Origin of the sequence: Caballeronia sp. ATUFL_F2_KS9A (assembly GCF_023630765.1) — a bacterium.
Taxonomy (GTDB): Bacteria; Pseudomonadota; Gammaproteobacteria; order Burkholderiales; family Burkholderiaceae; genus Caballeronia; species Caballeronia zhejiangensis.
Genome location: NZ_JALQEK010000002.1, coordinates 475,708 through 499,373, shown reverse-complemented (window position 1 = coordinate 499,373; position 23,666 = coordinate 475,708). Strand labels below are relative to the sequence as shown.

The following is a 23,666-nucleotide window of genomic DNA, read 5'->3' as shown; positions in this document are numbered from 1 at the left end:
CGGGACAATCCATTGCGCCGCGACGGCTTTTACCGCGAAATGCGGCCCATATAATAGCTCTGTGTTTCAAATTTATCGCTATTCCCCTCTTTTCCGTATTCCCGACGCGAGGCAATAATGTCCACCAGCCGCAGCATCGAACGCATCATTCCGGCGACCCGCACTGTCGAAGGCGGCGGATTCGTCGTGCATCGCCCTTTCCCGACCCGTCTTCTGATGGATTTCGATCCGTTCCTCCTTCTCGACGAGATGGGCCCAGCCGACTACGCACCCGGCGAGGCTAAAGGCGCGCCGGACCATCCGCATCGCGGCTTCGAAACCGTCACGTACATGCTCGAAGGCGAGTTCGGTCACAAGGATTCGGCCGGGCATTCCGGCACGCTGCGTCCCGGCGACGTGCAATGGATGACCGCGGGCGCGGGCGTCGTGCATAGCGAGATGCCCGCCGAGGAATTCACGCAACGCGGCGGCCGCGTGCACGGCCTGCAGCTTTGGGTCAACCTGCCGCAGCGCGACAAGATGATCGCGCCGCACTATCAGGAGATTCCGTCGGCGCAGATTCCCGTCGCGACGAGCGAGGACGGCAAGGTCAGCGTGAAGGTCATCGCGGGCGAGGCGCTCGGCGCGAAGGCCGCGATCGAGACGCGCACGCCGATTCTGTATCAGCACTTTTCGCTCAAGCCGGGCGCGAAGATCGAACTCGCGGTGCCGCGCGATTACCGCGTGTTCGCCTATCCGCTGTCGGGCACCGCGCTGTACGGTCCGCAAAGCCAGCCGGTGCGCGCGCAGCAGATGGTGATTTTCCGCGACGACAGCGATACGATCGCGCTCGCCGCCGGCGATGAGCCCGTCGAGCTGCTGCTGATCGGCGGCGTGCCGCTGAAGGAGCCGGTCGTGCGCTACGGCCCGTTCGTGATGAACACCGAGGACGAGATCCGCCAGGCCGTGATCGACTATCAGGCGGGCCGGATGGGCGCCATCGCGCATTGATCTGGTCACAGCGAAAACCGCGAAACGGTGCGGCACGAACGGACACATTGCGTCACAATGACCGTTCTTGCCGCGCCGTTTCGGCTTTGTCGTCAATCTTGCAGTCTCAACTTCAACCAGGAGCACGCATGGCCGGACCTTCCGTGACCGCCAGCATCGGCAACATCGACTATCAGGTCCGTCTCGGCGACGGGACGCATTCGTGGGTCGCGGACGAGCCGGCGGGCATCGGCGGCGGCGATACCGGACCGGAACCCGCGTCGCTGCTGCTCGCGAGCCTCGGCGCATGCACGTCGATCACGTTGAAGATGTACGCGAAGCGCAAGGAGTGGCCGCTCGAAGGCGTACACGTCGAGTTGTCGATGACAAGCACCGCCGACGGCACGAACATCGACCGGCGCATCGCGCTCACGGGCGCGCTGTCCGATGACCAGCGGGAACGGCTCTTGCAAATTGCCAATGCGTGCCCGATGCACAAGGTCCTGTCCGGCGCGATTCACATCGAATCCGGACTCGCGCCGCAGTGACGCATCGCGGGCACCACGAACGTCCAAGGGAAACGTCGTCTTGAATTTCGAACACCTGATCCAGATCAACGATCCGCTCAATCCGCTTCTCGAATCGCTGACGCGCGAGCAGCTCTGGGAAGGCCTCGTGCTGCGCGCCGAGCAGCCGCAACTATTCGTGATCGGCCTGGATAGCTGCGACATCCTCGCGCGCGATGGCGACACGATGGAACGCGAACTCCACTACGGCCAGGCGACCGTGCGCGACCGCGTGACGCTCACGCCCGGCACCAGCGTGCGCTACGACATTCTGCCGACCGCCGATTACGTCGGCGGCTCGCTCACGATGGCGATCGAGCAGCCCGATGCGGTCCAGCTCTTCCTGCGCTTCACTTACGCCACGACGCTGCCCGAGAACGAAAACGCCACGCCCGATGAGCGTCAGACGCAGGAAATCGTGAAGTCGGCGTACCGCGAGTCGGACATCGACACCGTGCGGCTCATTCGCCAGTTCGCGCACGGCCGCAGGGACGAGAGTCCGCTGCATTGAGCCTCTGACGGATGCGGTGGCGAATGTTTCGCGGCCGCATCGAGACTGGCTATCGAAAGAGGCGCTTCAATCGGAAAGTCTAGTTGCAAATAGGAATAGTTATCATTTACTATAGACCCATCGAATCAACGAACGCACATTTTCCGACATGACCGATACGCCGCGATCCTCCACGCTCAGGCTGCGCCGCCCGGCTGTCCGCGACGCCGCGATCACCCGCCCGAAGGCGACGACCGTGACAACGGTTCATGTCGCGCACGCGGGGGACAGCACCGGCGAGCGATCGCTGAAAAGCGACGCGCTGCTGCAGGGACGCAGTCACGTGAGCATCGTGCATAACGGAGAGACGTACCAGTTGCGTGCGACGCGTTTGGGCAAACTGATCCTGACGAAATGACGCGCAGGCAAGAACAGCCGTAGTACCGGGTATTGTGGGGACCACCTCGCCAAGAGGTGTTTGGCCTTAGCCAGCGAGGACGACTTGCACGCGAGAAATTAGACCCCTTCGTGCAAACACCAGCCAGTCGTCGATAGCAAGCGAAGCCGCTTTTTTTTGGTTCCTGCTTGGGTCACGATGCGCGCCGACGAGCGCTGCATCCGAAAACAGAATGGCACGTCTTCGTTACGAGGACGTGCCATTTTTATTGCGCGAATGCTTCAGACGTTCTCGATGCCGAGCGCCGCGATGCCCGCCTTCGCGATCTGCGCATCCTGATCCGATTTCACGCCCGACACGCCGACGGCACCGACGATGTCCGTGCCCACGAAGATCGGCACGCCGCCTTCGAGCATTGCGGTCATCGGCGCGGAGAGGAACGCCGTGCGGCCCTGCTTGATGGTGTCTTCGTAGACCTTGGTTTCGCGACGGCCGAGCACGGCGGTGCGCGCCTTGCCCGTCGCCATTTCGGCGGTGCTCGCGCCTGCGCCGTCGAGACGATGCAGATGCAGCAGATGTCCGCCATCGTCGACGATCGCAATCGTCACGTTCCAGTTGTGTTCTCTCGCATGCGTCTCGGCGGCCGCGGCCATCGCCTTGACGTCTTCGTCGGTCAGTACGGGTTTGGTTCTCACTTCTCGCTCTCGTTGCCGCGCTTGACGGCGTGGACGGTTTATCGGCTGAAGCCCCAGAACATCAGGTACCACGCGCTGTCCGCAACGGCCAGCGCAGCGACAAACCATACCATCGCAAGAAGGCGCGGAACAAGTGACGATGCATGGCGCCCCGTCACGCGCCACGCAAGCCACGCGCTCCAGAGATTCGCGGCCGCGAGCAAGCCGAGCCGCAGACCCGGCACCCACCACAACGGCAGATGCTCGGCGCGCAGCAGCGATACCGTCGTCGCGGACAGGCCCAGGAACACGCCGACGCCCGCAATCGGGATCAGGGCGAGCGTCAGGTGATGCAGGCGCGTCGCGTTCATCTTGCCGAGCATGCGCGTGCCGATGGCGAGCAGCCCGAGCAGCGCCGTGCCGTACACGAACCCAGTGGCGACGATATAGCCGATGACCATGGTGCCGTCGAGCCACGAGAAGACGTCGTTCTGTTCCGGGTAATGCGTGAACAGGAACCACGGCGCGTTGGTGTCGAGCGGCCAGAGGATGTCGTGATCGATCAGCCAGGCGGCGAGAAATTGCTTCAGATCGACGAACCAGGTGCTCACGGTCCAGTGGAACGCGCCGATCGCGATGCCGAGCAGGCCGTACAGAATGAGCGCGGTGTCCCACGGATTCGCGGCCTTGTCGCCGAGCTTCACGACTTCCTCGGACGGCGAGCGCCACGTGAGCGCGATGGCGTCGCGATGGCCGCTGCATCGGCCACACATGTGGCAGTCCTGTGCGCCCTTCATGTTGCGCAGCGGGACGAGCGGCGCGCAGTTGATCGGAATCACGCGATGGCCGTGCTCGCCCTTCGTGTACGAACGGCGCCACGCTTCTTCGTCGACCTTGTAGTGAAACGGCGCGAGGCGCGCGAGCAGCGAGAACACGCCGTTGACCGGGCACAGATACTTGCACCACACGCGCTTCTCGCGGCCATACAGCACGCCGATGATCATCGCGCCGACGGTCGAGCCGCCGAGCACGAGCAGCACCGCCTTCGGATACTGATAGACGCTGACCATCTGCCCGTAGATCGTCGTGAGCCCGAATGCGACGAACGGCCAGCCGCCCCAGCGCATCCAGCGCGGAATCGCCCAGCCGCGGCCGAACTTGCTCGCGAACTCCGACAGCGCGCCTTCGGGACACAACACGCCGCACCAGACGCGCCCGAGCATGACCATCGACAGCAGCACGAACGGCCACCAGATGCCCCAGAACACGAACTGCGCGGCGAGCGTGAGATTGCTCCACAGATGCGCGGCGCCGTCCGGCAGCGGCATCACGGCGGGAACGATGATCAGAAATGCATACACGGCAACGACGACCCACTGAATCATGCGGATCGTGCTGCCGTGACGTTGCATCCAGTGGCCGGCTTGTTGAAGCCGGCCCGGTCTACGCATTACGGAACTCATGCTGGACGGCTTGCCGCCTTTTGTTTTTGCGCCATCTGGGTGTTCGAACGGCGCAGCAGAAGATAGATGACGACCCAGTACACCGCATACGCGACGAGATTCATGCCCGCGGGATGCGCGCGATAACCGGTGAGCGTAGTAACGAGCGATCCGAACGTACTCGAATCATCGAGCAGCCACGACGTGTTCCACACCTGATTGACGATGACCGGCAGCACTTCCATGTCGATCAGCTTGTCGACGCCCGTTTCGAAGAGGCCGGCCGCCAGGAACAGCAGCATGATTTCGGTGACGCGAAAGAACGAGCGCCACGAGAAGATCTTGCCGCCGAGTTGCAGGATATAGAACGTCAGCAGCGCGAGACCGAAGCCGAGAATGATCGCGATGTACTGCGACGCGTCGACGTGCCCCGACTGACCGAAGCCGACGCCGTAGAGAAACACGGCCGTCTCGCTGCCTTCGCGCGCGATCGCCAGCGCGACGAGCACCGCGATGCCCCACCAGTGCCCGTCCTGCGTGCTCTTTTGCAGCGATGTTTCCATGTCGCGCTTGAGCGTGCGTCCGTGGCGCTTCATCCACAGGACCATCTGCACGATCAGCACGCAGGCGATCAGCACCATCGCGGTCTGGAAGTAATCCTGTGCATCGCCCGACAGCACTTCGGTGAAGCCGATGAGCGCGGCGCCCAGCGCCACCGCCGCGAGCAGGCCGATGACAACGCCGGCCCACAGATAAGGCAGGCCCCGGCGCGCCTGATGATCGCCGTTCTTCAGCCACGCGTAGAGAATGCCGACGACGAGCAACGCCTCGACGCTCTCTCGCCACACGATGAAAAGTACCTGCCCCATACCCGACCTCCAGCAATTTCACTTCAAGCGGCCGCGCGCGGTGCGAACATCGCGCGGCACATTCCGTTACTTCGCGACGATCACGCCTTGCGCGGACTGATGAAAATCGTCGAAGAACTTGTATTCACCCGGATCCAGCGGTGCGATCACCACGAACGAATCCGCCCCCGGCGCGAGCACTTTTTCCTTGCGCAACTGCACGCTTTCGAACTCGGCGGCGCCCTTGCCGACGTTATGCACTTCGATCTTGATGCGCTGCCCCGCCGGCACTTCGATGCGCGCCGGATTGAGCTTGCCGTCGTTCATTTCGAGCTTGAACGTCGGCAGGTCGGCGGCGTGCGCCATGTTCATCCCGGCAAAGGCAAACGCGGACATCGCGAGCGCGGCCACCTGATTTTTCAGCTTCATGCGTACTTCCTGAGAGTGAATGCGCCCGGTCCGGGATGCCGGGCGCCACGGACGATCAGTAACCGCCCTTCTTTCCGATGCCCGCGAACGGGAAGTCGTACTCGATCGTGAACGGCTTGAACCACGGACCGACGCCCGTTTCCTTGTCGGTGTGACGGCCGAACGCCATGTGGCCTTCCTGCGACGGCGGCGAAATATGCAGCTTCAGGTGATACTTGCCCGGCCCGAAGAGCTTGACGTTGTCGCCGTAGTGCGGGCCGTCGCTCGCGACCATCGGCATCAGGTCGCCCTTGATGGTCTGCGTCGTGCCGACCTTCGTGAGTTCATACGTGACTTGCAGATACGGCATCCAGTCGCCTTCGGCGAAACCGGTCGGGTTGTTCTTGACCGCGTGGATATCCGCCTCCAGGTGGATATCCGAATCCGACGCCTTGCGCATCATGCCTTCCGGCGACATCGTGATCGGCTGCAGATACACGGCGCCCGTTTCCATGCCCGCCTCGATGTGCTGCTTGCCGATCGGATATTCGGCTGCCGACGCTGCCATCATCGCCGTGAGACCTGCGGCGGCGACAAGGCCGCGCATCAACGTTGAACCCATCAGAAAACTCCTTGTTGTTATCGATTGGCACGCGTGCCACGCGAGCCTTGCCACTGAGATACCGGAGCGCCGCTCGGTCGGCGGCGTTAGCACAACTCTGTGAACGTTAATACGAACCATTCTCAATGTTCGTCAGTTTAGCATCGTTCGATTCCCGCAACAATTTGAGCGAGCTTACAGACCTAGGCGCAGTAAGGCTTTTCGCCGACTCGCACGATCGCGGCGGGCATAAAAAAGGCGCGGCGAACCGTCCGATTCGCCGCGCCTTTCGAATTAAGCCTTGAAAATCACTTACATATTGCTTACTTACCGCCGATTCCGCTCACGTGATCGCCCACGTTCGCCCCGAACACGCGCTGCCGCAGGAGCGCCAATTGGTCGCGGGTCTGCGCCGCTTTTTCGAATTCGAGATTCTTGGCGTGATCCATCATCTGCTTCTCGAGGCGCTTGATTTCCTTCGCGATCTGCTTCTCGGACATGTCTTCGAACTTCGCGCGCGCCTGCGCTTCCTTCAGCTCGGCGCGGGCGTCGTCGGCGTTGTAGACGCCATCGATGATGTCCTTGATGCGCTTCTCCACCCCGCGCGGCGTGATGCCCATCTTCTCGTTGTGCGCCATCTGCTTGGCGCGGCGCCGCTCGGTTTCGCCGATGGCGCGCTTCATCGAATCGGTCATGTTGTCGGCGTAGAGAATCGCCTTGCCGTTCACATTACGCGCCGCGCGCCCGATGGTCTGGATCAGCGAGCGCTCGGCGCGCAGGAAGCCTTCCTTGTCGGCGTCGAGAATCGCGACGAGCGAGACTTCGGGAATATCGAGACCCTCGCGCAGCAAGTTGATGCCGACGAGCACGTCGAATGTGCCGAGCCGCAGATCGCGGATGATTTCCACGCGCTCGACCGTGTCGATATCGCTGTGCAGATAACGCACCTTCACGCCGTGATCGGCGAGAAACTCGGTCAGCTGCTCGGCCATGCGCTTGGTCAGCGTCGTGACGAGCACGCGCTCCTGCACCGCCACGCGCGCGTTGATTTCCGAGAGCACGTCGTCGACCTGCGAGCGCGCCGGACGCACTTCGATTTCCGGATCGACGAGACCCGTCGGCCGCACGAGCTGCTCGGCCACCTGCCCTGCCTTCTGCTGCTCGTAGTCGGCGGGCGTCGCGGAAACGAAGATCGCCTGGCGCATCTTGCGCTCGAACTCGTTGAACTTGAGCGGCCGGTTATCGAGCGCGGACGGCATCCGGAAACCGTAGTCGACGAGATTTTCCTTGCGCGCGCGGTCGCCGTTGTACATGCCGTTCAACTGGCCGATCAATACGTGCGACTCGTCGAGCAACATCAGCGCATCGGGCGGCAGATAGTCGACGAGCGTCGGCGGCGGCTCGCCAGGCGCCGCGCCCGAGAAGTGCCGCGAGTAGTTCTCGATGCCCTTGCAGAAACCGAGCTCCTGCAGCATTTCCAGATCGAAGCGCGTGCGCTGCTCCAGCCGCTGTGCTTCGACGAGCTTGCCCTCGCTGTGGAAGAATTCGAGCCGCTCGCGCAATTCGAGCTTGATGGTTTCGATCGCGCGCATGACGGTGTCGCGCGGCGTCACGTAATGCGACGACGGGTACACGGTGAAGCGCGGAATCTTGTTGCGCACGCGTCCGGTGAGCGGATCGAAGAGCATCATCGATTCGATTTCGTCGTCGAAGAGCTCGACGCGCACCGCCATTTCCGCGTGCTCGGCCGGAAAGATATCGATGGTGTCGCCGCGCACGCGAAACGAACCGCGCTGGAAATCGGCTTCGTTGCGCGTGTACTGCATCGCGATCAGGCGCGCGATGACGTCGCGCTGGCCGAGCTTGTCACCCGTGCGCAGCGTGAGAATCATCTTGTGATATTCGGACGGATTGCCGATACCGTAAATCGCGGACACCGTCGCGACGATCACCACGTCGCGCCGTTCGAGCAGGCTTTTCGTGGCCGAAAGCCGCATCTGCTCGATGTGCTCGTTGATCGACGAGTCCTTCTCGATGAAGAGATCGCGCTGCGGGACGTACGCTTCCGGCTGGTAATAGTCGTAGTACGAGACGAAATACTCGACGGCGTTGCGCGGAAAGAACTCGCGGAATTCCGCGTAGAGCTGCGCGGCGAGCGTCTTGTTCGGCGCGAAGACGATCGCCGGACGGCCGAGCCGCGCGATGACGTTCGCCATCGTGAAGGTCTTGCCCGAGCCGGTCACGCCGAGCAGCGTCTGAAACGAGAGACCGTCCTCGACGCCTTCGACGAGCTTCGCGATGGCGTCGGGCTGATCGCCCGCGGGCGGATACGGCTGATACAACTGAAACGGCGAGCCTTCGAACGTGACGAACTTCGATTCGTCCAGTTCTTCCGGGGATGCGATGAGAGTGTCGGACATGAGAAATCGAGAAAGTCAGCGCCTGAGGCAAACAATCATTCTAGCGTCGTACGCAATGCGCGCGCTCGCCTGGACGTGACCGGGATGTGGAAGCGTAGTCTCCATCAGATTGGGCATGGTTCGCCGATCTCAAGCGCACCGGCTCACGCCCTTTTTTATCGCGCGCTTTTGGCGTGTTCGCGGAATTAAGGGCCAAAAAGCGCGCGCATTCGCGCCATATTCGGCCGAAAAGCCGCGCCGGATTCGCTACAATGTGCGACTGGGCTCGACGGCATGATGCCGTCGTCGCCACGCTTCCCCGCCGCACGTCTTTCCTCCACTGCCGATAGATCATGTCTCTTTTCTCTGCCGTCGAACTCGCTCCCCGCGACCCGATCCTGGGCCTCAACGAAGCCTTCAACGCCGATACGCGCACGACCAAAGTCAATCTGGGCGTCGGTGTGTACACGAACGAAGAAGGCAAGATTCCGCTCCTGCGCGCCGTGCGCGAAGCCGAGAAAGCGCGCGTCGATGCCGCGCTGCCGCGCGGTTATCTGCCGATCGACGGCATCGCCGCCTACGACGCCGCCGTGCAGAAGCTGCTTCTCGGCAACGATTCGCCGCTGATCGCCGCGGGCCGCGTCGTGACGGCGCAGGCGCTTGGCGGCACGGGCGCGCTCAAGATCGGCGCGGACTTTTTGAAGCGCCTGAACCCGAACGCAGTCGTCGCGATCAGCGATCCGAGCTGGGAAAACCATCGCGCGCTCTTCGAAGGCGCCGGTTTCGAAGTGGTCCACTACCCGTACTACGAAGCCTCCACGCACGGCGTGAACTTCGACGGCATGCTCGCCGCGCTGAACAGCTACGCGGCGGGCACCGTCGTCGTGCTGCACGCGTGCTGCCATAACCCGACGGGCGTCGATCTGTCGGACGAGCAGTGGAAGCAGATCGTCGAAGTCGTGAAGGCGAAGAACCTCGTGCCGTTCCTCGATATGGCGTATCAAGGCTTCGCGGAGAACATCGACGCGGACTCCGCCGCCGTGCGTCTCTTCGCGGCATCGGAACTGAACGTGTTCGTGTCGTCGTCGTTCTCGAAGTCGTTCTCGCTGTACGGCGAGCGCGTCGGCGCACTGTCGATCATCACGACGAGCAAGGAAGAATCGGCACGCGTGCTCTCGCAACTGAAGCGCGTGATCCGCACGAACTATTCGAACCCGCCGACGCACGGCGGCTCGATCGTCGCGGCCGTGCTGGCGTCGCCGGAACTGCGCGCGACCTGGGAGCAGGAGCTGGGCGAAATGCGCGATCGTATCCGCGCAATGCGCAACGGTCTCGTCGAGCGACTGAAGGCGAGCGGCGTCGATCGGGACTTCTCGTTCGTCAACAAGCAGCGCGGCATGTTCTCGTACTCGGGTCTGACGGCTGCGCAAGTCGATCGTCTGCGTGAAGAATTCGGCATCTACGCCGTGAGCACGGGCCGCATCTGCGTGGCCGCGCTGAACACGCGCAACCTCGACGCCGTCGCGAACGCGGTCGCCGCCGTGCTCAAGTAAGCAGTTCGGCCGCGTCCAAATGAAAATGGCGCCCTTTGCGGGCGCCATTTTTTGTGTGCGTCGAAAACCGGCGGATCAGAGCGTCTTTTCCGCCGAGACGGCAGCGGGTTGTGCGTCTTCGTCGTCGACGAAGCCGAGCGAAATCGCGCGCGCCAGTTCTGCGCTCACGCCCGCGACGCTGGTTTCTTCATGGCGCATTGCCGCGTCGCTGCCCTCGCCGGCGTGCATGCAGAACGCGAGCGCGATCGGAAACAGGATGGCGACGGGCCAGTAGGTCGATATTGTCTTTCTCATGGGACTGCCTTTGGTCGATGTGTCGCAGTGGGCATCGGATCAAGGGAACCCACTGATGGACATTTCGAATTTTACGGACTTGTCCCGACCTTAAAAAGCCGTTGAAAAGCAAAGGATTGTTGCGCCCGGGACAACAAGCCGTTTTGATGAACGTCGCGCCCGCTCGCGCCTTTATGACAGCTTGCCGTCATAAAGGCTTACAAAGTTGTTCGCGACATCCACGCGCCGATGATGTCTTATTCAGTAATGGTTCTACAGAATTTCCCACGATCATGAAATCCGCAGTCGCTGGTGTCTTGCTTGCTTCGTCTGCCGCACTTCTCGGTGGTTGCGCGGCGTATCCCGATGCGTCGGCCTATGGCGGCGGCTACCCTGCTGTCTACGACGACCCGGGCTACGGATACTACGGTGGCCCGCCGCCGGGCGTCGTCGTAGGCGGCGGTTACTACTCCGGGCCGGGCCCGATTTACTACGGTCCGCCTAACCGATATTGGGACGATGGTCCCGGCTGGCGTCGTCCGCCGCCGGGCGGATGGCGCGGCGGGCATCCGCCGCGCGACCGGGGTCCGGGCGGCCCGCCTCCGCAGGCGGGCGGCGGACATCCGAACGGTCCGCCACCGCAAGCAGGCGGCGGCCGTCCTCCGGCAGCGCAGCCCCCGCAAGCAGGCAACTCGCCGGCGCCTCAGTCCGTGGGCGGTCGGCCGCCGGGACCGAATCGCGCCCCGCCACCATCCGCGAATGGCGGTGGGGGCAATTCGCAGGGCGGCAATTCGCGCGGCTTCCTGGGACGGTACGGCGGATAAAAGCGCTTCGACGACAAAGGCCGCGCCCGATCGAAAGATCCGGCGCGGCCTTGTTTTATCCGAGATGCGAATGCTGCGCCTTGTACAGCTCCCGGAATGTGCGCCCGACTGGCGCGGGCATGTCACGCGTGTCGGTCCATCCGGCGCCGAACGGCAGTCGTGAAATCGTCTTCTTGTTGCCGCCGATGCGTTCGAGCACGCGCACCGCGAGCTTCGTGAAAAGGGCATAGGCGAGCGGCCGCTTCGCGAGATAGCCCCACGCCGCGAGCGCGGCGCGCTCGTTCCACGGACGCAGCCGACGCTCCATCTGCTTCTCGCGCAGCTTGCGCAGCAGATCCGACAACGGAATGCCGACCGGACAAACACTGTTGCACTCGCCGCAAAGCGTTGCGGCTTGCGGCAGATCGAGCGCCTTGTCGATGCCGACATAAGCCGGCGTCAGCACCGAGCCCATCGGTCCCGGATACACCCATCCATACGCATGTCCGCCGATCTTCTGATAGACCGGGCAATGATTCATGCACGCGCCGCAGCGGATACAGCGCAGCATCTCCTGAAACTCGCCGCCGATAAGCCCGGTGCGGCCGCCATCGACGAGCACGAAGTACATATGATCGGGCCCGTCCGTCTCGTCGGCCGAGCGCGGTCCGGTCAAGAGCGAAAAGTAATTCGAGATCGTCTGGCCGGTCGCCGAGCGCGGCAGGAGGCGCATCGCGGTCGCGAGATCTTCGAGCGTCGGCAGCACTTTTTCGATGCCCGTCACCGCGACATGCACGCGGGGCATCACGGTGCACATGCCTTCGTTGCCCTCGTTCGTGACGACCGCCACCGACCCCGTCTCCGCGATCAGGAAATTACCGCCCGTCACGCCCATGTCCGCCGACATGAAATGCGGCCGCAACACTTCCCGCGCCTCGCGCGTCATCTCCGGGATGTCGGTGAGGCGTGGCTTGTTGTGCGTCTTCGCGAAGAGATCCGCGATCTGCTCCTTATCCTTATGCACGACCGGCGCGATGATATGGCTCGGCGGCTCGTTGTCGTTGATCTGCAGAATGTATTCGCCGAGATCGGTCTCGATCGACTGCACGCCCATCTCGCCGAGCACGCGATTCAGCTGCATCTCTTCCGAGACCATCGACTTGGTCTTGATGACCTTCTTCACATCGTGTTTGCGCGCGATGTCCGCGACGAGCTTCGCCGCGTCCTGCGTCGTTTCGGCGTAAAGCACGGTCGCGCCGCGACGCGTCGCCTCGCGCTCGAAGGTTTCGAGCCACACGTCGAGATTCTCGAGCGCGCGATTGCGGCGCTCCTTCAACGCGGCGCGCGTTGCCTCGAAGTCGATGTCGCGCACCGCGCTCGCACGCGCGCTGACGAACTTGGTCGAGAGCTTGGTGAGATTCTGCTGCAGGCGCTCGTCGGCGAGCTTGCTTCCCGCGCGCGCCTTAAAGTGCATCGTCTGGACTTGCATCCGTTTGTCTCCTTCAGGCGCGACGCGCCGCGTCGCCCGCGAGCACTTGCGCGATATGCAGCACGCGCGTCGAGGTATCGCCGGTGCGGCGCAGGCGCCCTTCGATGTTCAGCATGCAGCCGAGGTCGCCGAGCACGACGGTATCCGCGCCGCTCGCCTTGATGTTCGCGCATTTCTCATCGACGATCGCCGTCGAAATGTCGCCGTACTTCACCGCGAAGGTGCCGCCGAAGCCGCAGCAATGCTCGCATCCGGCCATCTCGGTCACGGGCACGCCTGCCTGGGCGAGCAGCTCGCGCGGCTGCGATTTCACGCCGAGTTCGCGAAGACCCGAGCAGGAATCGTGATACGTCACCATGCCGTCGAACACGCCCGGCTCCATGCGCGCCTTCGCGACGTTCACGAGAAAATCGGTCAGTTCGAACACGCGAGGCTGAAGGCGCGCGAAGCGGCTCATCAATTGCGGATCGTCGCGAAAGAGATCGCCGTAGTGCGCGCGGATCATGCCGCCGCACGAACCGGACGGCACCACGACATAGTCGAACTGCTCGAATTCACGCAGCGTTTTTTCGGCGAGATCGCGGGCGAGCGGCCGATCGCCCGAGTTGTAGGCAGGCTGGCCGCAACAGGTCTGCGACGGCGGCACGACGACTTCGAAACCCGCCTGCTCGATCAGCTTGACGACCGAGAAGCCGATTTCCGGGCGCATCATGTCGATGAGACATGTCACGAATAATCCGACTCGCATTGGGGCGTTTCCTGTTTGTGGAGTGATGTGAACGCAGCGCCGATTATCCTTGATAAGTCCCGCGCGACGGGCTTCTCGCTGGCCATCGATGTCATCGACGAGCGCATTGTTTTGGCGAAGCGTTCGCTTTTTTCACATTATGAGATACAATCCCCATTCCGCTGTTTGACGCATCAACCGATTTTTCACGATGAGCGATACGAACCCGGAATCCAAAACCTCCATTCAGGTGATCGAGCGCATGATGCGTCTTCTCGACGCCCTCGCCGATCACACTGACCCCGTCAGCCTGAAAGAACTCGCCCAGAGCACCGATCTGCACCCATCCACGGCGCATCGCATTCTGAACGACATGGTGCTATGCCGGCTCGTGGACCGGTCGGACCCCGGCACGTATCGCCTCGGCATGCGCTTGCTGGAGCTCGGCAATCTCGTCAAGGCGCGTCTTTCGGTGCGTGAAGCCGCGATGCCGCCGATGCGCGAGTTGCATCGGCAGACCGGGCAGACCGTCAATCTTTCCGTGCGGCAAGGCGACGAGATCGTCTATATCGAGCGCGCGTACTCGGAGCGCTCGGGCATGCAGGTCGTGCGTGCGATCGGCGGCCGCGCGCCGTTGCATCTGACGTCGGTCGGAAAGCTGTTTCTCGCCGCCGACGAAGCCGCGCGCGTACGCGCGTATGCGATGCGAACCGGTCTCTCCGGCCACACGCAGAACAGCATCACCGATCTCTCGAAACTCGAGCGCGAACTGTCGCTGGTGCGCCAGCAGGCGTGCGCGCGCGACAACGAGGAACTCGAACTCGGCGTGCGCTGTATCGCGGCGGGCATTTACGACGATACGGGACGCCTCGTCGCCGGCTTGTCGCTGTCCGCGCCCGCCGATCGTCTGCAGGACGCCTGGCTGAAACAATTGAGCCACACGGCGCTCGAGATCTCGCAATCGCTGGGATATCACCCGGAAGAGGCAGCTTCCGACGCGCAACAACACGCGCATCGCTGATTTCTTCGCCGCATGTCAAAACGGGATTCGTCTTTCGACGAATCCCGTTTGCTTTTGCATCAGCGAAGATCAGGCGCTCAAGGATTTGCGCCGCTGCCCATGTCCGCGCTCATGATATGCGGCTCGCCGAGCGTGTCGAGATACGAACGCAGACGGCCCGCGTCGGCGAAGCGCGAATACTTGCCGTACGAATCGAGCAGCACGATGACGACCGGACGGCCGTTGACGGTTGCCTGCATCACGAGGCACTCGCCCGCTTCGTTGATGAAGCCCGTCTTCTGCAAGCCGATGTCCCACGACGCATTGCGGATCAGCGCGTTCGTGCTGTTGTAGGCGAGATTGCGCTTGCCGGTGAAGACGTCGTAGCTGCGGTCGGTCGAGAACTTGCGGATCAGCGGATATTGATACGCCGCGTTGACCATCTTCACGAGGTCGCGCGCGCTCGACACGTTCTGGCTCGTGAGTCCCGTGGAATTCTCGAAGTGCGTGTCGACCATGCCGAGCGACTTGGCCTTCGCGTTCATCGCGGCGATGAACGCCGGACGGCCGCCCGGGTAATAGCGCGAGAGTGCCGCCGCCGCGCGATTTTCCGACGCCATCAGCGCGATGTGCAGCATGTCTTCGCGATTCAGTTGAGATCCGACCGCGAGGCGCGAACCCGTGAACTTCTCGTAGTCGCGGTCTTCGTCGGTGACGGTGATTTCATCGGTCAGCGGCATGTGCGAATCGAGCACGACCATCGCGGTCATCAGCTTCGTGATCGATGCGATCGGCACAACGGCGCGCGAGTTCTTGTCGAAGAGCGTCTCGGACGTGTTCTGGTCGACGACGTAAGCCACGCTCGAACGCAGCGCGAGGCTGTCGGGGGTATCGTGCAGCCCGAACGCCTGACCAACCGACGTCGCGCGCGGCTGGAACGCAACCGCGTGCACCGCGGCGCGTCGCGAATGCGCTTCCATGCGATACGACGCGCGACGCTTACGCGATGCGCGCGGCGCGTCATCGTCGTCATTGGCCGCGGCGACTTTCGCCGCTTTCGCGGGCTTCGGCGCTTTCAGCGTGGTCTTGGCGACGCGCGCGGGCTTTTCAGCCTTGGCGGTGGATTTCTTTGCGGTTTTGGTTTGGGTGGCGGTCTTCGCGAGGGCTTCAGCCGGAGCCGCTGCGAAGGACGTCGCTACTGCGATGGAGACGGCGATGGACAATGCCGAGCGCACTGCCACGCCATGCACCACCTTCAACGACGAAAACATTTCGGTTTTCATTAGTGTTCTGTTGGGCGGCTGGAGGGTACCGCCAAGTGTAGTGAAGCTACGAAATTTAAGCAATATTAAGCACTTATCGGCACTCGTTAAACCGAGTTGTAAGCCGTGATTGCGTATTGCTGAACAAAAAACCGCCTCGATCGGAAAAAACGATCGGCCCGGCGAAATAGTGCTGCCCAAAATGCGCTTTGCTACACCGCGACAAACGCACTATCGGCAAAACTTTCCACGACTTTAGTGAAACGTGAGGATCGGATCAGACAAAACGCAGAGATACGAACGGGAGTCAGCACCAACGGAGGGCACAGACGATCACGAGACAGCTCGGACAGCCGAAATGTTAACGTTTCTTCAACAATTTGGTGTACGGCGACATCCTAAAAATAAGACGAGCTTCAGAAATATCTCGCTTCCGCATCGCCGCAGAACCCGCGCTGTCCGCGTCGCCGGAACATCAAAGTTTCATCGAGCCGTGCTTTGATCGTGTTGAACATGCGGCCCGATGCGTGTCGGAAGCCATGCCCAGCTTGAGTGCATAGGGTTTCCACGGACGTTTATTTCGACCACGCAATCGGCATGTAAGTTGTTGTTTAACATACGGTTTCTGCCTATTGTGCGGCGCACAAAAAGTGCTTGACATCCATCGGAATATCTCTAAAATGGGTCTCATGTTGCGACGCACCAATCGCAGTTGCACCTAGCCGGCAGGTATATCGCGCCGGATCTACCCAAACCACGACCCGCGTTGATGGGTCTGCCATCAGGAGCCTGAGATGACGCTGTTGACCCCCGAGCAAATCGCCGCTGCACAGAAAGCCAACTTCGACACGCTGTTCGGCCTCACGAACAAGGCGTTCGAAGGCGTTGAGAAGCTCGTCGAACTGAACCTGCAAGTTGTGAAGTCCACGCTGGCCGAAAGCCAGGAAAACGCACAGCGCGCGCTGTCGGTGAAGGACGCGCAGGAACTGCTCGCCCTGCAAGCCAGCCTGACCCAGCCGGTCGCGGAAAAGGTGCTGTCGTACGGCCGTCACCTGTATGAAATCGCGTCGGCCACGCAAGCCGAATTCGCCCGCGTCGCGGAAGCGCAGTACGAAGAGCAGAACCGCAAGGTCCAAACGCTCGTCGACAACGTCGCGAAGAACGCACCGGCCGGTTCGGAAACCGCCGTCGCCGTCATGAAGTCGGCCATCACCGCCGCCAACACGACGTACGAAACGGTTCACAAGGCAACGAAGCAAGCTGTCGAAATTGCTGAAAGCAACTTCAACGCTGCCGCTACGGCTGCGACGAAGGCCGCTACGCAAGCGACCGAGCAAGCTGCCCGCGCCACCAAGAAGTCGGTTGCGTAAGTTTGCCGCCGGGCCCCTGCCCGGCCGATGCAGCAAGAATCACGAAGAACCCGGCCATCGCGCCGGGTTTTTTGTCGTCTATTGCTCGTGAATCCCACAAACAAAAAGGCGCGCTCCGGTCAAGGAGCGCGCCTTTCTTCTGTAACCGCGGACGCTTACTTCTTGCGCTGCGGCGGCAAGTCCGTGCACACGCCTTCGTACAACTCGGCGGCCATGCCGACCGATTCGCCGAGCGTCGGGTGCGGGTGGATCGTCTTGCCGATGTCGGTCGCATCCGCGCCCATCTCGATCGCGAGACACACTTCGCTGATGAGATCGCCCGCATTCAGACCGACGATGCCGCCGCCGATCACCCGATGCGTCTCTTCATCGAAGATGAGCTTGGTGAAACCTTCGTCGCGGCCGTTGGCGATCGCGCGGCCCGACGCGGCCCACGGGAACACCGCCTTGCCGAACTTGATGCCTTCGGCCTTGCACTGCTCTTCCGTCTTGCCGGCCCACGCCACTTCCGGATCCGTATAAGCGACGGACGGAATCTGCAGCGCGTCGAAATACGCCTTCTCGCCGTGCGCCGCTTCCGCCGCGACGTGGCCTTCGTGCACGGCCTTGTGCGCGAGCATCGGCTGGCCGACGAGATCGCCGATCGCGAAGATGTGCGGCACGTTGGTACGCATCTGCTTGTCGACGTTGATGAAGCCGCGATCCGTCACCGCGACGCCCGCCTTGTCCGCGCCGATCTTGCCGCCGTTCGGGCTGCGGCCGACCGCGAGCAGCACGAGGTCGTAGCGCTGCGGCTCGGCCGGCGCCTTCTCGCCTTCGAACGTCACATAGATGCCGTCTTCCTTGGCTTCCGCCTTGGTCGTCTTGGTCTTGAGCATCACGTTCGTGAAGCGCTTGGAATTGAACTTCTCCCAGACTTTCACGAGATCGCGGTCCGCGCCGAGCATCAGGCCGTCGAGCATTTCGACGACGTCGATGTCCGCGCCGAGCGTCGAATACACCGTCGCCATTTCCAGCCCGATGATGCCGCCGCCCACCACCAGCATGCGCTTCGGAAGCTGGCGCAGTTCGAGCGCGCCGGTCGAATCGACGACACGCGGATCGTCCGGGAAGAACGGCAGCTTCACCGCCTGCGAACCCGCCGCGATGATCGCCTGCTTGAACTTGACGACCTTCTTGCCGTCCGCGCCGTTCACTTCCATGTGATTCGGATCGACGAACGCGCCGACGCCCGTCACGACCTGGACCTTTCGCGCCTTCGCCATGCCCGCGAGACCGCCGGTCAGCTTCTTGACGACGCCTTCCTTGAAGCCGCGAAGTTTGTCGAGATCGACCTTCGGCTCGCCGAAGCTGATGCCGTGCGCCGCGAGCTCGGCCGCTTCGTCGATGACGAGCGCCGTGTGCAGCAACGCCTTCGACGGAATGCAGCCGACGTTCAGACACACGCCGCCGAGCGTCGAATAACGCTCGACGAGCACGGTCTTCATCCCGAGATCGGCGGAACGGAATGCCGCCGAATAACCGCCGGGACCGGCGCCGAGCACGAGCATGTCGCATTCGACATCGGCCGCGCCGGCGTAGCTGCCTGCTTGCGGCGCGGGCGTCGGCGCGGCTGCCGGCGCCGCTTTCTGGGGCGCGGGAGCAGGCGCCGCAGCGGACGCGCCGCCTTCGAGCGTCAGAACCAGCGTGCCTTCCGACACGTTGTCGCCGACCTTCACCTTCACTTCCTTGACCGTGCCGGCGGCAGGCGACGGCACGTCCATCGTCGCCTTGTCGGATTCGAGCGTGATGAGCGACTGCTCCTTCTCGACCGTATCGCCCGGCTTCACATGCACTTCGATGACGGGAATGTCCTTGAAGTCGCCGATATCCGGCACCTTCACGTCCTGCACGCCGCCGCCCGAAGCCGCAGCCGGTGCGGGCGCAGCGGCGGGAGCCGGAGCCGGCGATGGCGCGGCCGCAGCGCCGGCGGTTTCGATCATCGCGATGACCGAGCCCTGGCTCACCTTGTCGCCCTGCTTGACCTTCACTTCCTTGATAGTCCCCGCGACATCCGCGGGCACTTCCATCGTGGCCTTGTCGGTTTCGAGCGTGATGACGCCCTGTTCCTTTTCGATGACGTCGCCGGCTTTGATATTGACTTCGATGACATCGACATCGGAGAAGTCGCCGATGTCGGGTACTTTTAGTTCGACGAGACTCATGTTGTCCCCTAAGAGATATGCGGATGGAACCTCGGACGAACGTCCGAGGTTCCGCCGTCGGCCAGATCAGCAGATCAGAGAATGACGCGACGGAAATCGCCCAGAATCGCCGACAGATAAGCGTTGAAGCGCGCCGCGGCCGCGCCGTCGATGACGCGATGGTCATACGACAGCGACATCGGCAGCGTGAGGCGCGGCACGAACTGCTTGCCGTCCCACACGGGCTTCTGATAGCCGCGCGACAGACCGAGGATCGCGACTTCGGGCGCGTTGATGATCGGCGTGAAGTGCGTCCCGCCGATGCCGCCCAGCGACGAGATCGAGAAGCAGCCGCCCTGCATCTGATCGGGCTTCAGCTTGCCGTCGCGCGCGAGCTTCGACAGTTCCGCCATTTCCTTGGCGATATCGACGAGGCCCTTCTTGTCCGCGTCGCGGATCACCGGAACGACGAGGCCGTTCGGCGTATCGGCCGCGAAACCGATGTGGTAGTACTGCTTGAAGACGAGGTTGTCGCCGTCGAGGCTCGCGTTGAAGTCCGGGAACTTCTTCAGCGCCGAGACCACGGCCTTGATGACGAACGCGAGCATCGTGAACTTCACGCCCGCTTTCTCGTGCTCCTTGTTGAGCTTCACGCGCAATTCTTCGAGCTCGGTGATGTCGGCTTCGTCGTTGTTCGTGACGTGCGGGATCATCACCCAGTTGCGATGCAGGTTCGCGCCCGAGATCTTCTTGATGCGCGAGAGCGGCTTCGGCTCGACCGGACCGAACTTCGTGAAGTCGATCTTCGGCCACGGCAACAGGCCGAGTTCGCCGCCGCCACCGCCAGCCGGCGCCGCAGCCGCAGGCGCCGCGCCCTGTCCCGACATCACGCCCTTCACGAACGCGGTGATGTCCTGCTGCGTGATGCGGTTCTTCGGCCCGGTGCCGCGCACGCGCGACACATCGACGCCCAGTTCGCGCGCGAACTTGCGCACCGACGGCGACGCGTGGCTCGACGTGCGCGAGCCGTCGCCGGCGGGAATGACAGGCGCCTGCGCGAGCGCGGACGGCGCTTCCTTCGGCGCGGGCGCGGGCTTCGCGGGCGCATCCGAGGGCACTTCCTTCGGTGCCGCCGGCGCGGGCGCGGGCGCCGGTGCGGCCGCGCCGCCTGCGCCGCCTTCCAGCACGACGATGAGCGAGCCTTCCGACACGTTATCGCCGACCTTGACCTTCACTTCCTTCACGACGCCCGCTGCCGAGCTCGGCACGTCCATCGTGGCCTTGTCGGATTCGAGCGTGACGAGCGACTGCTCGGGTTCGACCGTATCACCCACCTTGACCAGCACCTCGATCACGGGGATGTCCTTGAAGTCGCCGATGTCCGGCACTTTCACTTCGATCGCTTGACTCATTATTAGTGTCTCCTGGGTCGCACGCGGGCCTCCTTCCGCTTCGGAAAGAGGCCGCGTCACAACGCACGGGGGCGATGCCTTTAGACGGTCATCGGGTTGGGTTTGGACGGGTCGAGGTTGTACTTCTTGATCGCCTCGGCGACGACCTTGCGCTCGATCGTGCCTTCGTCGGCCAGCGCGTTGAGCGCAGCCAGCGTCACCCAGTAGCGGTCGACTTCGAAGAAGTGGCGCAGCGCTTCGCGCGTATCCGAGCGGCCATAGCCGTCGGTGCCGAGCACCACGAACTTCTGCGGGACATAGCCGCGAATCTGGTCGACGAGCGCGCGGATGTAATCCGTCGATGCGATCACCGGGCCCTTCGCGTCCTTCAGCAGCGCCGTGACGTGCGGCAGCTTCTTCTCTTCGGTCGGATGCAGCAGGTTCCAGCGCTCGCACGCCTGACCGTCGCGGGCCAGTTCGGTGAAGCTCGGCACGCTCCACAGATCGGCGCTGACGCCCCAGTCGTCCTTCAACAGTTGAGCCGCGGCGATGACTTCGTTGAAGATCGTGCCCGCGCCCATCAACTGAACGTGCGCCTTGGCCGGCGCATCGGCCTTCTTGAAGGCGTACATGCCCTTGATGATGTCCGAAGCCACGGCATCGCCTTGCGGGATCGCCGGATGCTCGTAGTTCTCGTTCATCACGGTGATGTAGTAGTACACGTCTTCCTGGTCCGCGACCATGCGGCGCAGGCCGTCCTGCATGATGACGGCGAGTTCGTAACCGAACGTCGGGTCATAGCTCACGCAGTTCGGAATCGATGCCGCCCACAGCAGCGAGTGGCCGTCTTCGTGCTGCAGCCCTTCGCCGTTCAGCGTCGTGCGGCCAGCGGTGCCGCCCAGCAGGAATCCGCGCGAACGCATGTCGCCCGCGGCCCACGCCAGATCGCCGATGCGCTGGAAGCCGAACATCGAGTAGAAGATGTAGAACGGGATCATGATCTCGCCGTGCGTCGAGTACGACGTCGCGGCCGCGATCCAGTCACACATGCCACCCGCTTCGTTGATGCCTTCCTGCAGGATCTGCCCCGTCTCCGATTCCTTGTAGAACATCAGCTGGTCGGAGTCTTCCGGGATGTACTTCTGGCCGTCCTGATTCCAGATGCCGATCTGGCGGAAGAGGCCTTCCATGCCGAACGTGCGCGACTCGTCCGGGACGATCGGCACGATGCGCTTGCCGAGCGCCTTGTCCTTCAGCAGGATGTTGAGGATCCGCACGAACGCCATCGTCGTGGAGATTTCGCGGCCTTCGCCCGTGCCCTTCAAGAGCGGCTCGAACGCGGACAGCGCCGGCACCGGCAGCGATTCGGCCTTTTCGCGGCGCGTCGGCAGATAGCCGCCCAGGTCCATGCGCTTCTGGCGCATGTATTCGAGTTCCTTCGAGCCTTCCTCGAACGTGAGATACGGCACGTCGGCGATCTGCTCGTCGGTAAGCGGCAGACGGAATTGGTCGCGGAATTTCTTCAGCGTGTCGATCGGCAGCTTCTTCTGCTGGTGCGTGATGTTCATCGCCTGACCATGCTCGCCCATGCCATAGCCCTTGATGGTCTTGGCGAGGATGACGGTCGGCGCGCCCTTCGTCTTGGTCGCTGCGTCGAAGGCCGCGTAGATCTTGTGCGGATCGTGGCCGCCGCGGTTCAGGTTCCAGATGTCGTCATCGGACCAGTCGGCGACGAGCGCCTTGAGTTCCGGCGTGTTGAAGAAGTGCTCGCGCACGAACGCGCCCGACTCCGACTTGTACGTCTGATATTCGCCGTCGACGACTTCCATCATGCGGCGCATCAGCGCGCCGGTCTTGTCGCGTGCGAAGAGCGCGTCCCAGCGGCTGCCCCAGATGACCTTGATGACGTTCCAGCCGGCGCCGCGGAATTCGCTTTCGAGTTCCTGAATGATCTTGCCGTTGCCGCGCACCGGGCCGTCCAGTCGCTGCAGATTGCAGTTGATGACGAACACGAGGTTGTCCAGACGCTCGCGGCCGGCCATGCCGATCGCGCCGAGCGATTCCGGCTCGTCCGTTTCGCCGTCGCCGAGGAACGCCCAGACCTTGCGGCCTTCGGTCTTCGCCATGCCGCGCGCGGCCATGTACTTCATGAAGCGCGCCTGATAGATCGCCATGATCGGGCCGAGGCCCATCGACACGGTCGGGAATTGCCAGAAATCCGGCATCAGCCACGGATGCGGATACGACGAGATGCCCTCGCCGCCCACTTCCTGGCGGAAGTTGTTCAGTTGCTTTTCGGTCAGGCGGCCGAGCAGGAACGCGCGCGAATAGACGCCCGGCGACGAGTGGCCCTGCACGAAGACGAGGTCGCCGCCGTGATCTTTCGAAGGCGCGTGCCAGAAGTGATTGAAGCCGACGTCGTAGAGCGTCGCGGCCGATGCGAACGAAGCGATGTGACCGCCGACGTTCGTGTCCTTGCCCGCGCGCAGCACCATCGCGATGGCGTTCCAGCGGGTGTACGAGCGGATGCGGTGTTCGATGTCCTGATCGCCCGGAATCTTCGCCTGCGAAGCGACGGGGATCGTGTTGATGTACGGCGTGTTCGCCGAAAACGGCAGGTGCTCGCCATGCACGCGAGCGAATTCGATCTGTTTCTCGATCAGGTAGTGCGCGCGATCAGGACCGACCGCGGAAATCACGCCGTCGAGCGCATCGAGCCACTCGGCGGTTTCCTGAGGATCGTCGTCCTTGGCGTTGGCGACATATTTGAGAACTTCGTCGGGTACAGCGGACATGCTCGTCTCCTGATGTGAGGAACACT

At 62.8% G+C, this 23,666-nt stretch carries 21 protein-coding genes; 8 read left to right on the top strand and 13 right to left on the bottom strand.

Features of this window, described 5'->3' with window-relative positions; genetic code table 11:
* Window positions 1-117 precede the first annotated feature (117 nt).
* The 4 genes from NCS67_RS04560 (at window position 118) to hemP (ending at window position 2,443) form a co-directional block, all read left to right on the top strand.
* Entirely contained in the window at window positions 118-990 is an 873-nt protein-coding gene (locus NCS67_RS04560; RefSeq protein ID WP_250434464.1) for a pirin family protein, read from the top strand.
* Between the two features lie 128 nt (window positions 991-1,118).
* Window positions 1,119-1,517 (top strand): OsmC family protein, encoded by a 399-nt coding sequence (locus NCS67_RS04555; RefSeq protein WP_250434463.1) that lies wholly within the window; start codon window positions 1,119-1,121, stop codon window positions 1,515-1,517.
* A gap of 40 nt (window positions 1,518-1,557) precedes the next feature.
* Window positions 1,558-2,046, top strand: a complete 489-nt coding sequence (locus NCS67_RS04550; RefSeq protein WP_008350440.1) for an SRPBCC family protein — start codon at window positions 1,558-1,560, stop codon at window positions 2,044-2,046.
* A 148-nt stretch (window positions 2,047-2,194) separates the two neighbouring features.
* Window positions 2,195-2,443, top strand: a complete 249-nt coding sequence (gene hemP, locus NCS67_RS04545) for a hemin uptake protein HemP (protein ID WP_008350441.1) — start codon at window positions 2,195-2,197, stop codon at window positions 2,441-2,443.
* Between the two features lie 260 nt (window positions 2,444-2,703).
* Here the strand turns inward: hemP and NCS67_RS04540 are convergent, their stop codons facing one another.
* From NCS67_RS04540 to uvrB, 6 genes are all read right to left on the bottom strand, one after another.
* Window positions 2,704-3,117, bottom strand: a complete 414-nt coding sequence (locus tag NCS67_RS04540) for a GlcG/HbpS family heme-binding protein (protein WP_008350442.1) — start codon at window positions 3,115-3,117, stop codon at window positions 2,704-2,706.
* A gap of 38 nt (window positions 3,118-3,155) precedes the next feature.
* The gene (locus NCS67_RS04535; protein ID WP_250434461.1) at window positions 3,156-4,559 is read right to left on the bottom strand and encodes a 4Fe-4S binding protein; all 1,404 of its coding nucleotides are present in this window, start codon (window positions 4,557-4,559) and stop codon (window positions 3,156-3,158) included.
* Window positions 4,556-5,407: an FTR1 family iron permease gene (locus NCS67_RS04530; RefSeq protein ID WP_250434450.1), complete on the bottom strand. Its 852-nt coding sequence runs from the start codon at window positions 5,405-5,407 to the stop codon at window positions 4,556-4,558. Before NCS67_RS04530 ends, NCS67_RS04535 begins: the two co-directional genes overlap by 4 nt.
* 66 nt (window positions 5,408-5,473) lie before the next feature.
* Window positions 5,474-5,782, bottom strand: a complete 309-nt coding sequence (locus tag NCS67_RS04525) for a cupredoxin domain-containing protein (RefSeq protein WP_372492535.1) — start codon at window positions 5,780-5,782, stop codon at window positions 5,474-5,476.
* An 88-nt stretch (window positions 5,783-5,870) separates the two neighbouring features.
* The gene (locus NCS67_RS04520; protein ID WP_008350449.1) at window positions 5,871-6,416 is read right to left on the bottom strand and encodes an iron transporter; all 546 of its coding nucleotides are present in this window, start codon (window positions 6,414-6,416) and stop codon (window positions 5,871-5,873) included.
* A gap of 302 nt (window positions 6,417-6,718) precedes the next feature.
* Window positions 6,719-8,815 carry an excinuclease ABC subunit UvrB gene (uvrB, locus tag NCS67_RS04515; RefSeq protein ID WP_008350451.1) on the bottom strand — a complete coding sequence of 699 codons (2,097 nt, stop codon included), beginning with the start codon at window positions 8,813-8,815 and terminating at the stop codon, window positions 6,719-6,721.
* 332 nt (window positions 8,816-9,147) lie between these two features.
* On the opposite strand from uvrB, the gene NCS67_RS04510 reads away from it, so the two are divergent.
* Window positions 9,148-10,347: an amino acid aminotransferase gene (locus NCS67_RS04510; RefSeq protein ID WP_008350454.1), complete on the top strand. Its 1,200-nt coding sequence runs from the start codon at window positions 9,148-9,150 to the stop codon at window positions 10,345-10,347.
* A gap of 75 nt (window positions 10,348-10,422) precedes the next feature.
* Here the strand turns inward: NCS67_RS04510 and NCS67_RS04505 are convergent, their stop codons facing one another.
* Window positions 10,423-10,641 (bottom strand): hypothetical protein, encoded by a 219-nt coding sequence (locus NCS67_RS04505; RefSeq protein WP_175979928.1) that lies wholly within the window; start codon window positions 10,639-10,641, stop codon window positions 10,423-10,425.
* A gap of 272 nt (window positions 10,642-10,913) precedes the next feature.
* Here NCS67_RS04505 and NCS67_RS04500 point away from each other — a divergent pair, with 272 nt between their 5' ends.
* Window positions 10,914-11,444 (top strand): hypothetical protein, encoded by a 531-nt coding sequence (locus tag NCS67_RS04500; protein ID WP_008350459.1) that lies wholly within the window; start codon window positions 10,914-10,916, stop codon window positions 11,442-11,444.
* Window positions 11,445-11,499: 55 nt separating this feature from the next.
* On the opposite strand, the gene NCS67_RS04495 is transcribed toward NCS67_RS04500, so the two are convergent.
* Together NCS67_RS04495 and NCS67_RS04490 are read right to left on the bottom strand one after the other, a co-directional pair.
* Window positions 11,500-12,912 carry a lactate utilization protein B gene (locus NCS67_RS04495; RefSeq protein WP_250434447.1) on the bottom strand — a complete coding sequence of 471 codons (1,413 nt, stop codon included), beginning with the start codon at window positions 12,910-12,912 and terminating at the stop codon, window positions 11,500-11,502.
* A gap of 13 nt (window positions 12,913-12,925) precedes the next feature.
* Window positions 12,926-13,660, bottom strand: coding sequence for a (Fe-S)-binding protein (locus NCS67_RS04490; RefSeq protein WP_250434445.1), 735 nt, complete (start codon window positions 13,658-13,660; stop codon window positions 12,926-12,928).
* Window positions 13,661-13,850: 190 nt separating this feature from the next.
* Here NCS67_RS04490 and NCS67_RS04485 point away from each other — a divergent pair, with 190 nt between their 5' ends.
* Window positions 13,851-14,660 (top strand): IclR family transcriptional regulator, encoded by an 810-nt coding sequence (locus tag NCS67_RS04485; RefSeq protein WP_008350464.1) that lies wholly within the window; start codon window positions 13,851-13,853, stop codon window positions 14,658-14,660.
* A 77-nt stretch (window positions 14,661-14,737) separates the two neighbouring features.
* On the opposite strand, the gene pbpG is transcribed toward NCS67_RS04485, so the two are convergent.
* Window positions 14,738-15,922, bottom strand: a complete 1,185-nt coding sequence (gene pbpG, locus NCS67_RS04480) for a D-alanyl-D-alanine endopeptidase (protein WP_250434443.1) — start codon at window positions 15,920-15,922, stop codon at window positions 14,738-14,740.
* A gap of 773 nt (window positions 15,923-16,695) precedes the next feature.
* Between pbpG and NCS67_RS04475 the strand changes: the two genes are divergently transcribed.
* Entirely contained in the window at window positions 16,696-17,271 is a 576-nt protein-coding gene (locus tag NCS67_RS04475; RefSeq protein ID WP_008350468.1) for a phasin family protein, read from the top strand.
* A 155-nt stretch (window positions 17,272-17,426) separates the two neighbouring features.
* On the opposite strand, the gene lpdA is transcribed toward NCS67_RS04475, so the two are convergent.
* The 3 genes from lpdA to aceE form a co-directional block, all read right to left on the bottom strand.
* A complete protein-coding gene (lpdA, locus tag NCS67_RS04470) occupies window positions 17,427-19,475 on the bottom strand; it encodes a dihydrolipoyl dehydrogenase (RefSeq protein WP_008350470.1) in 2,049 nt (682 codons plus the stop codon).
* 74 nt (window positions 19,476-19,549) lie between these two features.
* A complete protein-coding gene (aceF, locus tag NCS67_RS04465; protein ID WP_250434441.1) occupies window positions 19,550-20,866 on the bottom strand; it encodes a dihydrolipoyllysine-residue acetyltransferase in 1,317 nt (438 codons plus the stop codon).
* Window positions 20,867-20,946: 80 nt separating this feature from the next.
* Window positions 20,947-23,640 (bottom strand): pyruvate dehydrogenase (acetyl-transferring), homodimeric type, encoded by a 2,694-nt coding sequence (gene aceE, locus NCS67_RS04460; protein WP_034472145.1) that lies wholly within the window; start codon window positions 23,638-23,640, stop codon window positions 20,947-20,949.
* Window positions 23,641-23,666: the final 26 nt, after the last annotated feature.

Coding starts and splice junctions, on each gene's coding strand:
- NCS67_RS04560 (WP_250434464.1), top strand. CDS start 118: ATGTCCACCAGCCGCAGCATCGAACGCATCATTCCGGCGACCCGCACT.
- NCS67_RS04555 (WP_250434463.1), top strand. CDS start 1,119: ATGGCCGGACCTTCCGTGACCGCCAGCATCGGCAACATCGACTATCAG.
- hemP (WP_008350441.1), top strand. CDS start 2,195: ATGACCGATACGCCGCGATCCTCCACGCTCAGGCTGCGCCGCCCGGCT.
- NCS67_RS04535 (WP_250434461.1), bottom strand. CDS start 4,559: ATGAGTTCCGTAATGCGTAGACCGGGCCGGCTTCAACAAGCCGGCCAC.
- NCS67_RS04530 (WP_250434450.1), bottom strand. CDS start 5,407: ATGGGGCAGGTACTTTTCATCGTGTGGCGAGAGAGCGTCGAGGCGTTG.
- NCS67_RS04525 (WP_372492535.1), bottom strand. CDS start 5,782: ATGTCCGCGTTTGCCTTTGCCGGGATGAACATGGCGCACGCCGCCGAC.
- NCS67_RS04520 (WP_008350449.1), bottom strand. CDS start 6,416: ATGGGTTCAACGTTGATGCGCGGCCTTGTCGCCGCCGCAGGTCTCACG.
- uvrB (WP_008350451.1), bottom strand. CDS start 8,815: ATGTCCGACACTCTCATCGCATCCCCGGAAGAACTGGACGAATCGAAG.
- NCS67_RS04510 (WP_008350454.1), top strand. CDS start 9,148: ATGTCTCTTTTCTCTGCCGTCGAACTCGCTCCCCGCGACCCGATCCTG.
- NCS67_RS04505 (WP_175979928.1), bottom strand. CDS start 10,641: ATGAGAAAGACAATATCGACCTACTGGCCCGTCGCCATCCTGTTTCCG.
- NCS67_RS04500 (WP_008350459.1), top strand. CDS start 10,914: ATGAAATCCGCAGTCGCTGGTGTCTTGCTTGCTTCGTCTGCCGCACTT.
- NCS67_RS04495 (WP_250434447.1), bottom strand. CDS start 12,912: ATGCAAGTCCAGACGATGCACTTTAAGGCGCGCGCGGGAAGCAAGCTC.
- NCS67_RS04490 (WP_250434445.1), bottom strand. CDS start 13,660: ATGCGAGTCGGATTATTCGTGACATGTCTCATCGACATGATGCGCCCG.
- NCS67_RS04485 (WP_008350464.1), top strand. CDS start 13,851: ATGAGCGATACGAACCCGGAATCCAAAACCTCCATTCAGGTGATCGAG.
- pbpG (WP_250434443.1), bottom strand. CDS start 15,922: ATGAAAACCGAAATGTTTTCGTCGTTGAAGGTGGTGCATGGCGTGGCA.
- NCS67_RS04475 (WP_008350468.1), top strand. CDS start 16,696: ATGACGCTGTTGACCCCCGAGCAAATCGCCGCTGCACAGAAAGCCAAC.
- lpdA (WP_008350470.1), bottom strand. CDS start 19,475: ATGAGTCTCGTCGAACTAAAAGTACCCGACATCGGCGACTTCTCCGAT.
- aceF (WP_250434441.1), bottom strand. CDS start 20,866: ATGAGTCAAGCGATCGAAGTGAAAGTGCCGGACATCGGCGACTTCAAG.
- aceE (WP_034472145.1), bottom strand. CDS start 23,640: ATGTCCGCTGTACCCGACGAAGTTCTCAAATATGTCGCCAACGCCAAG.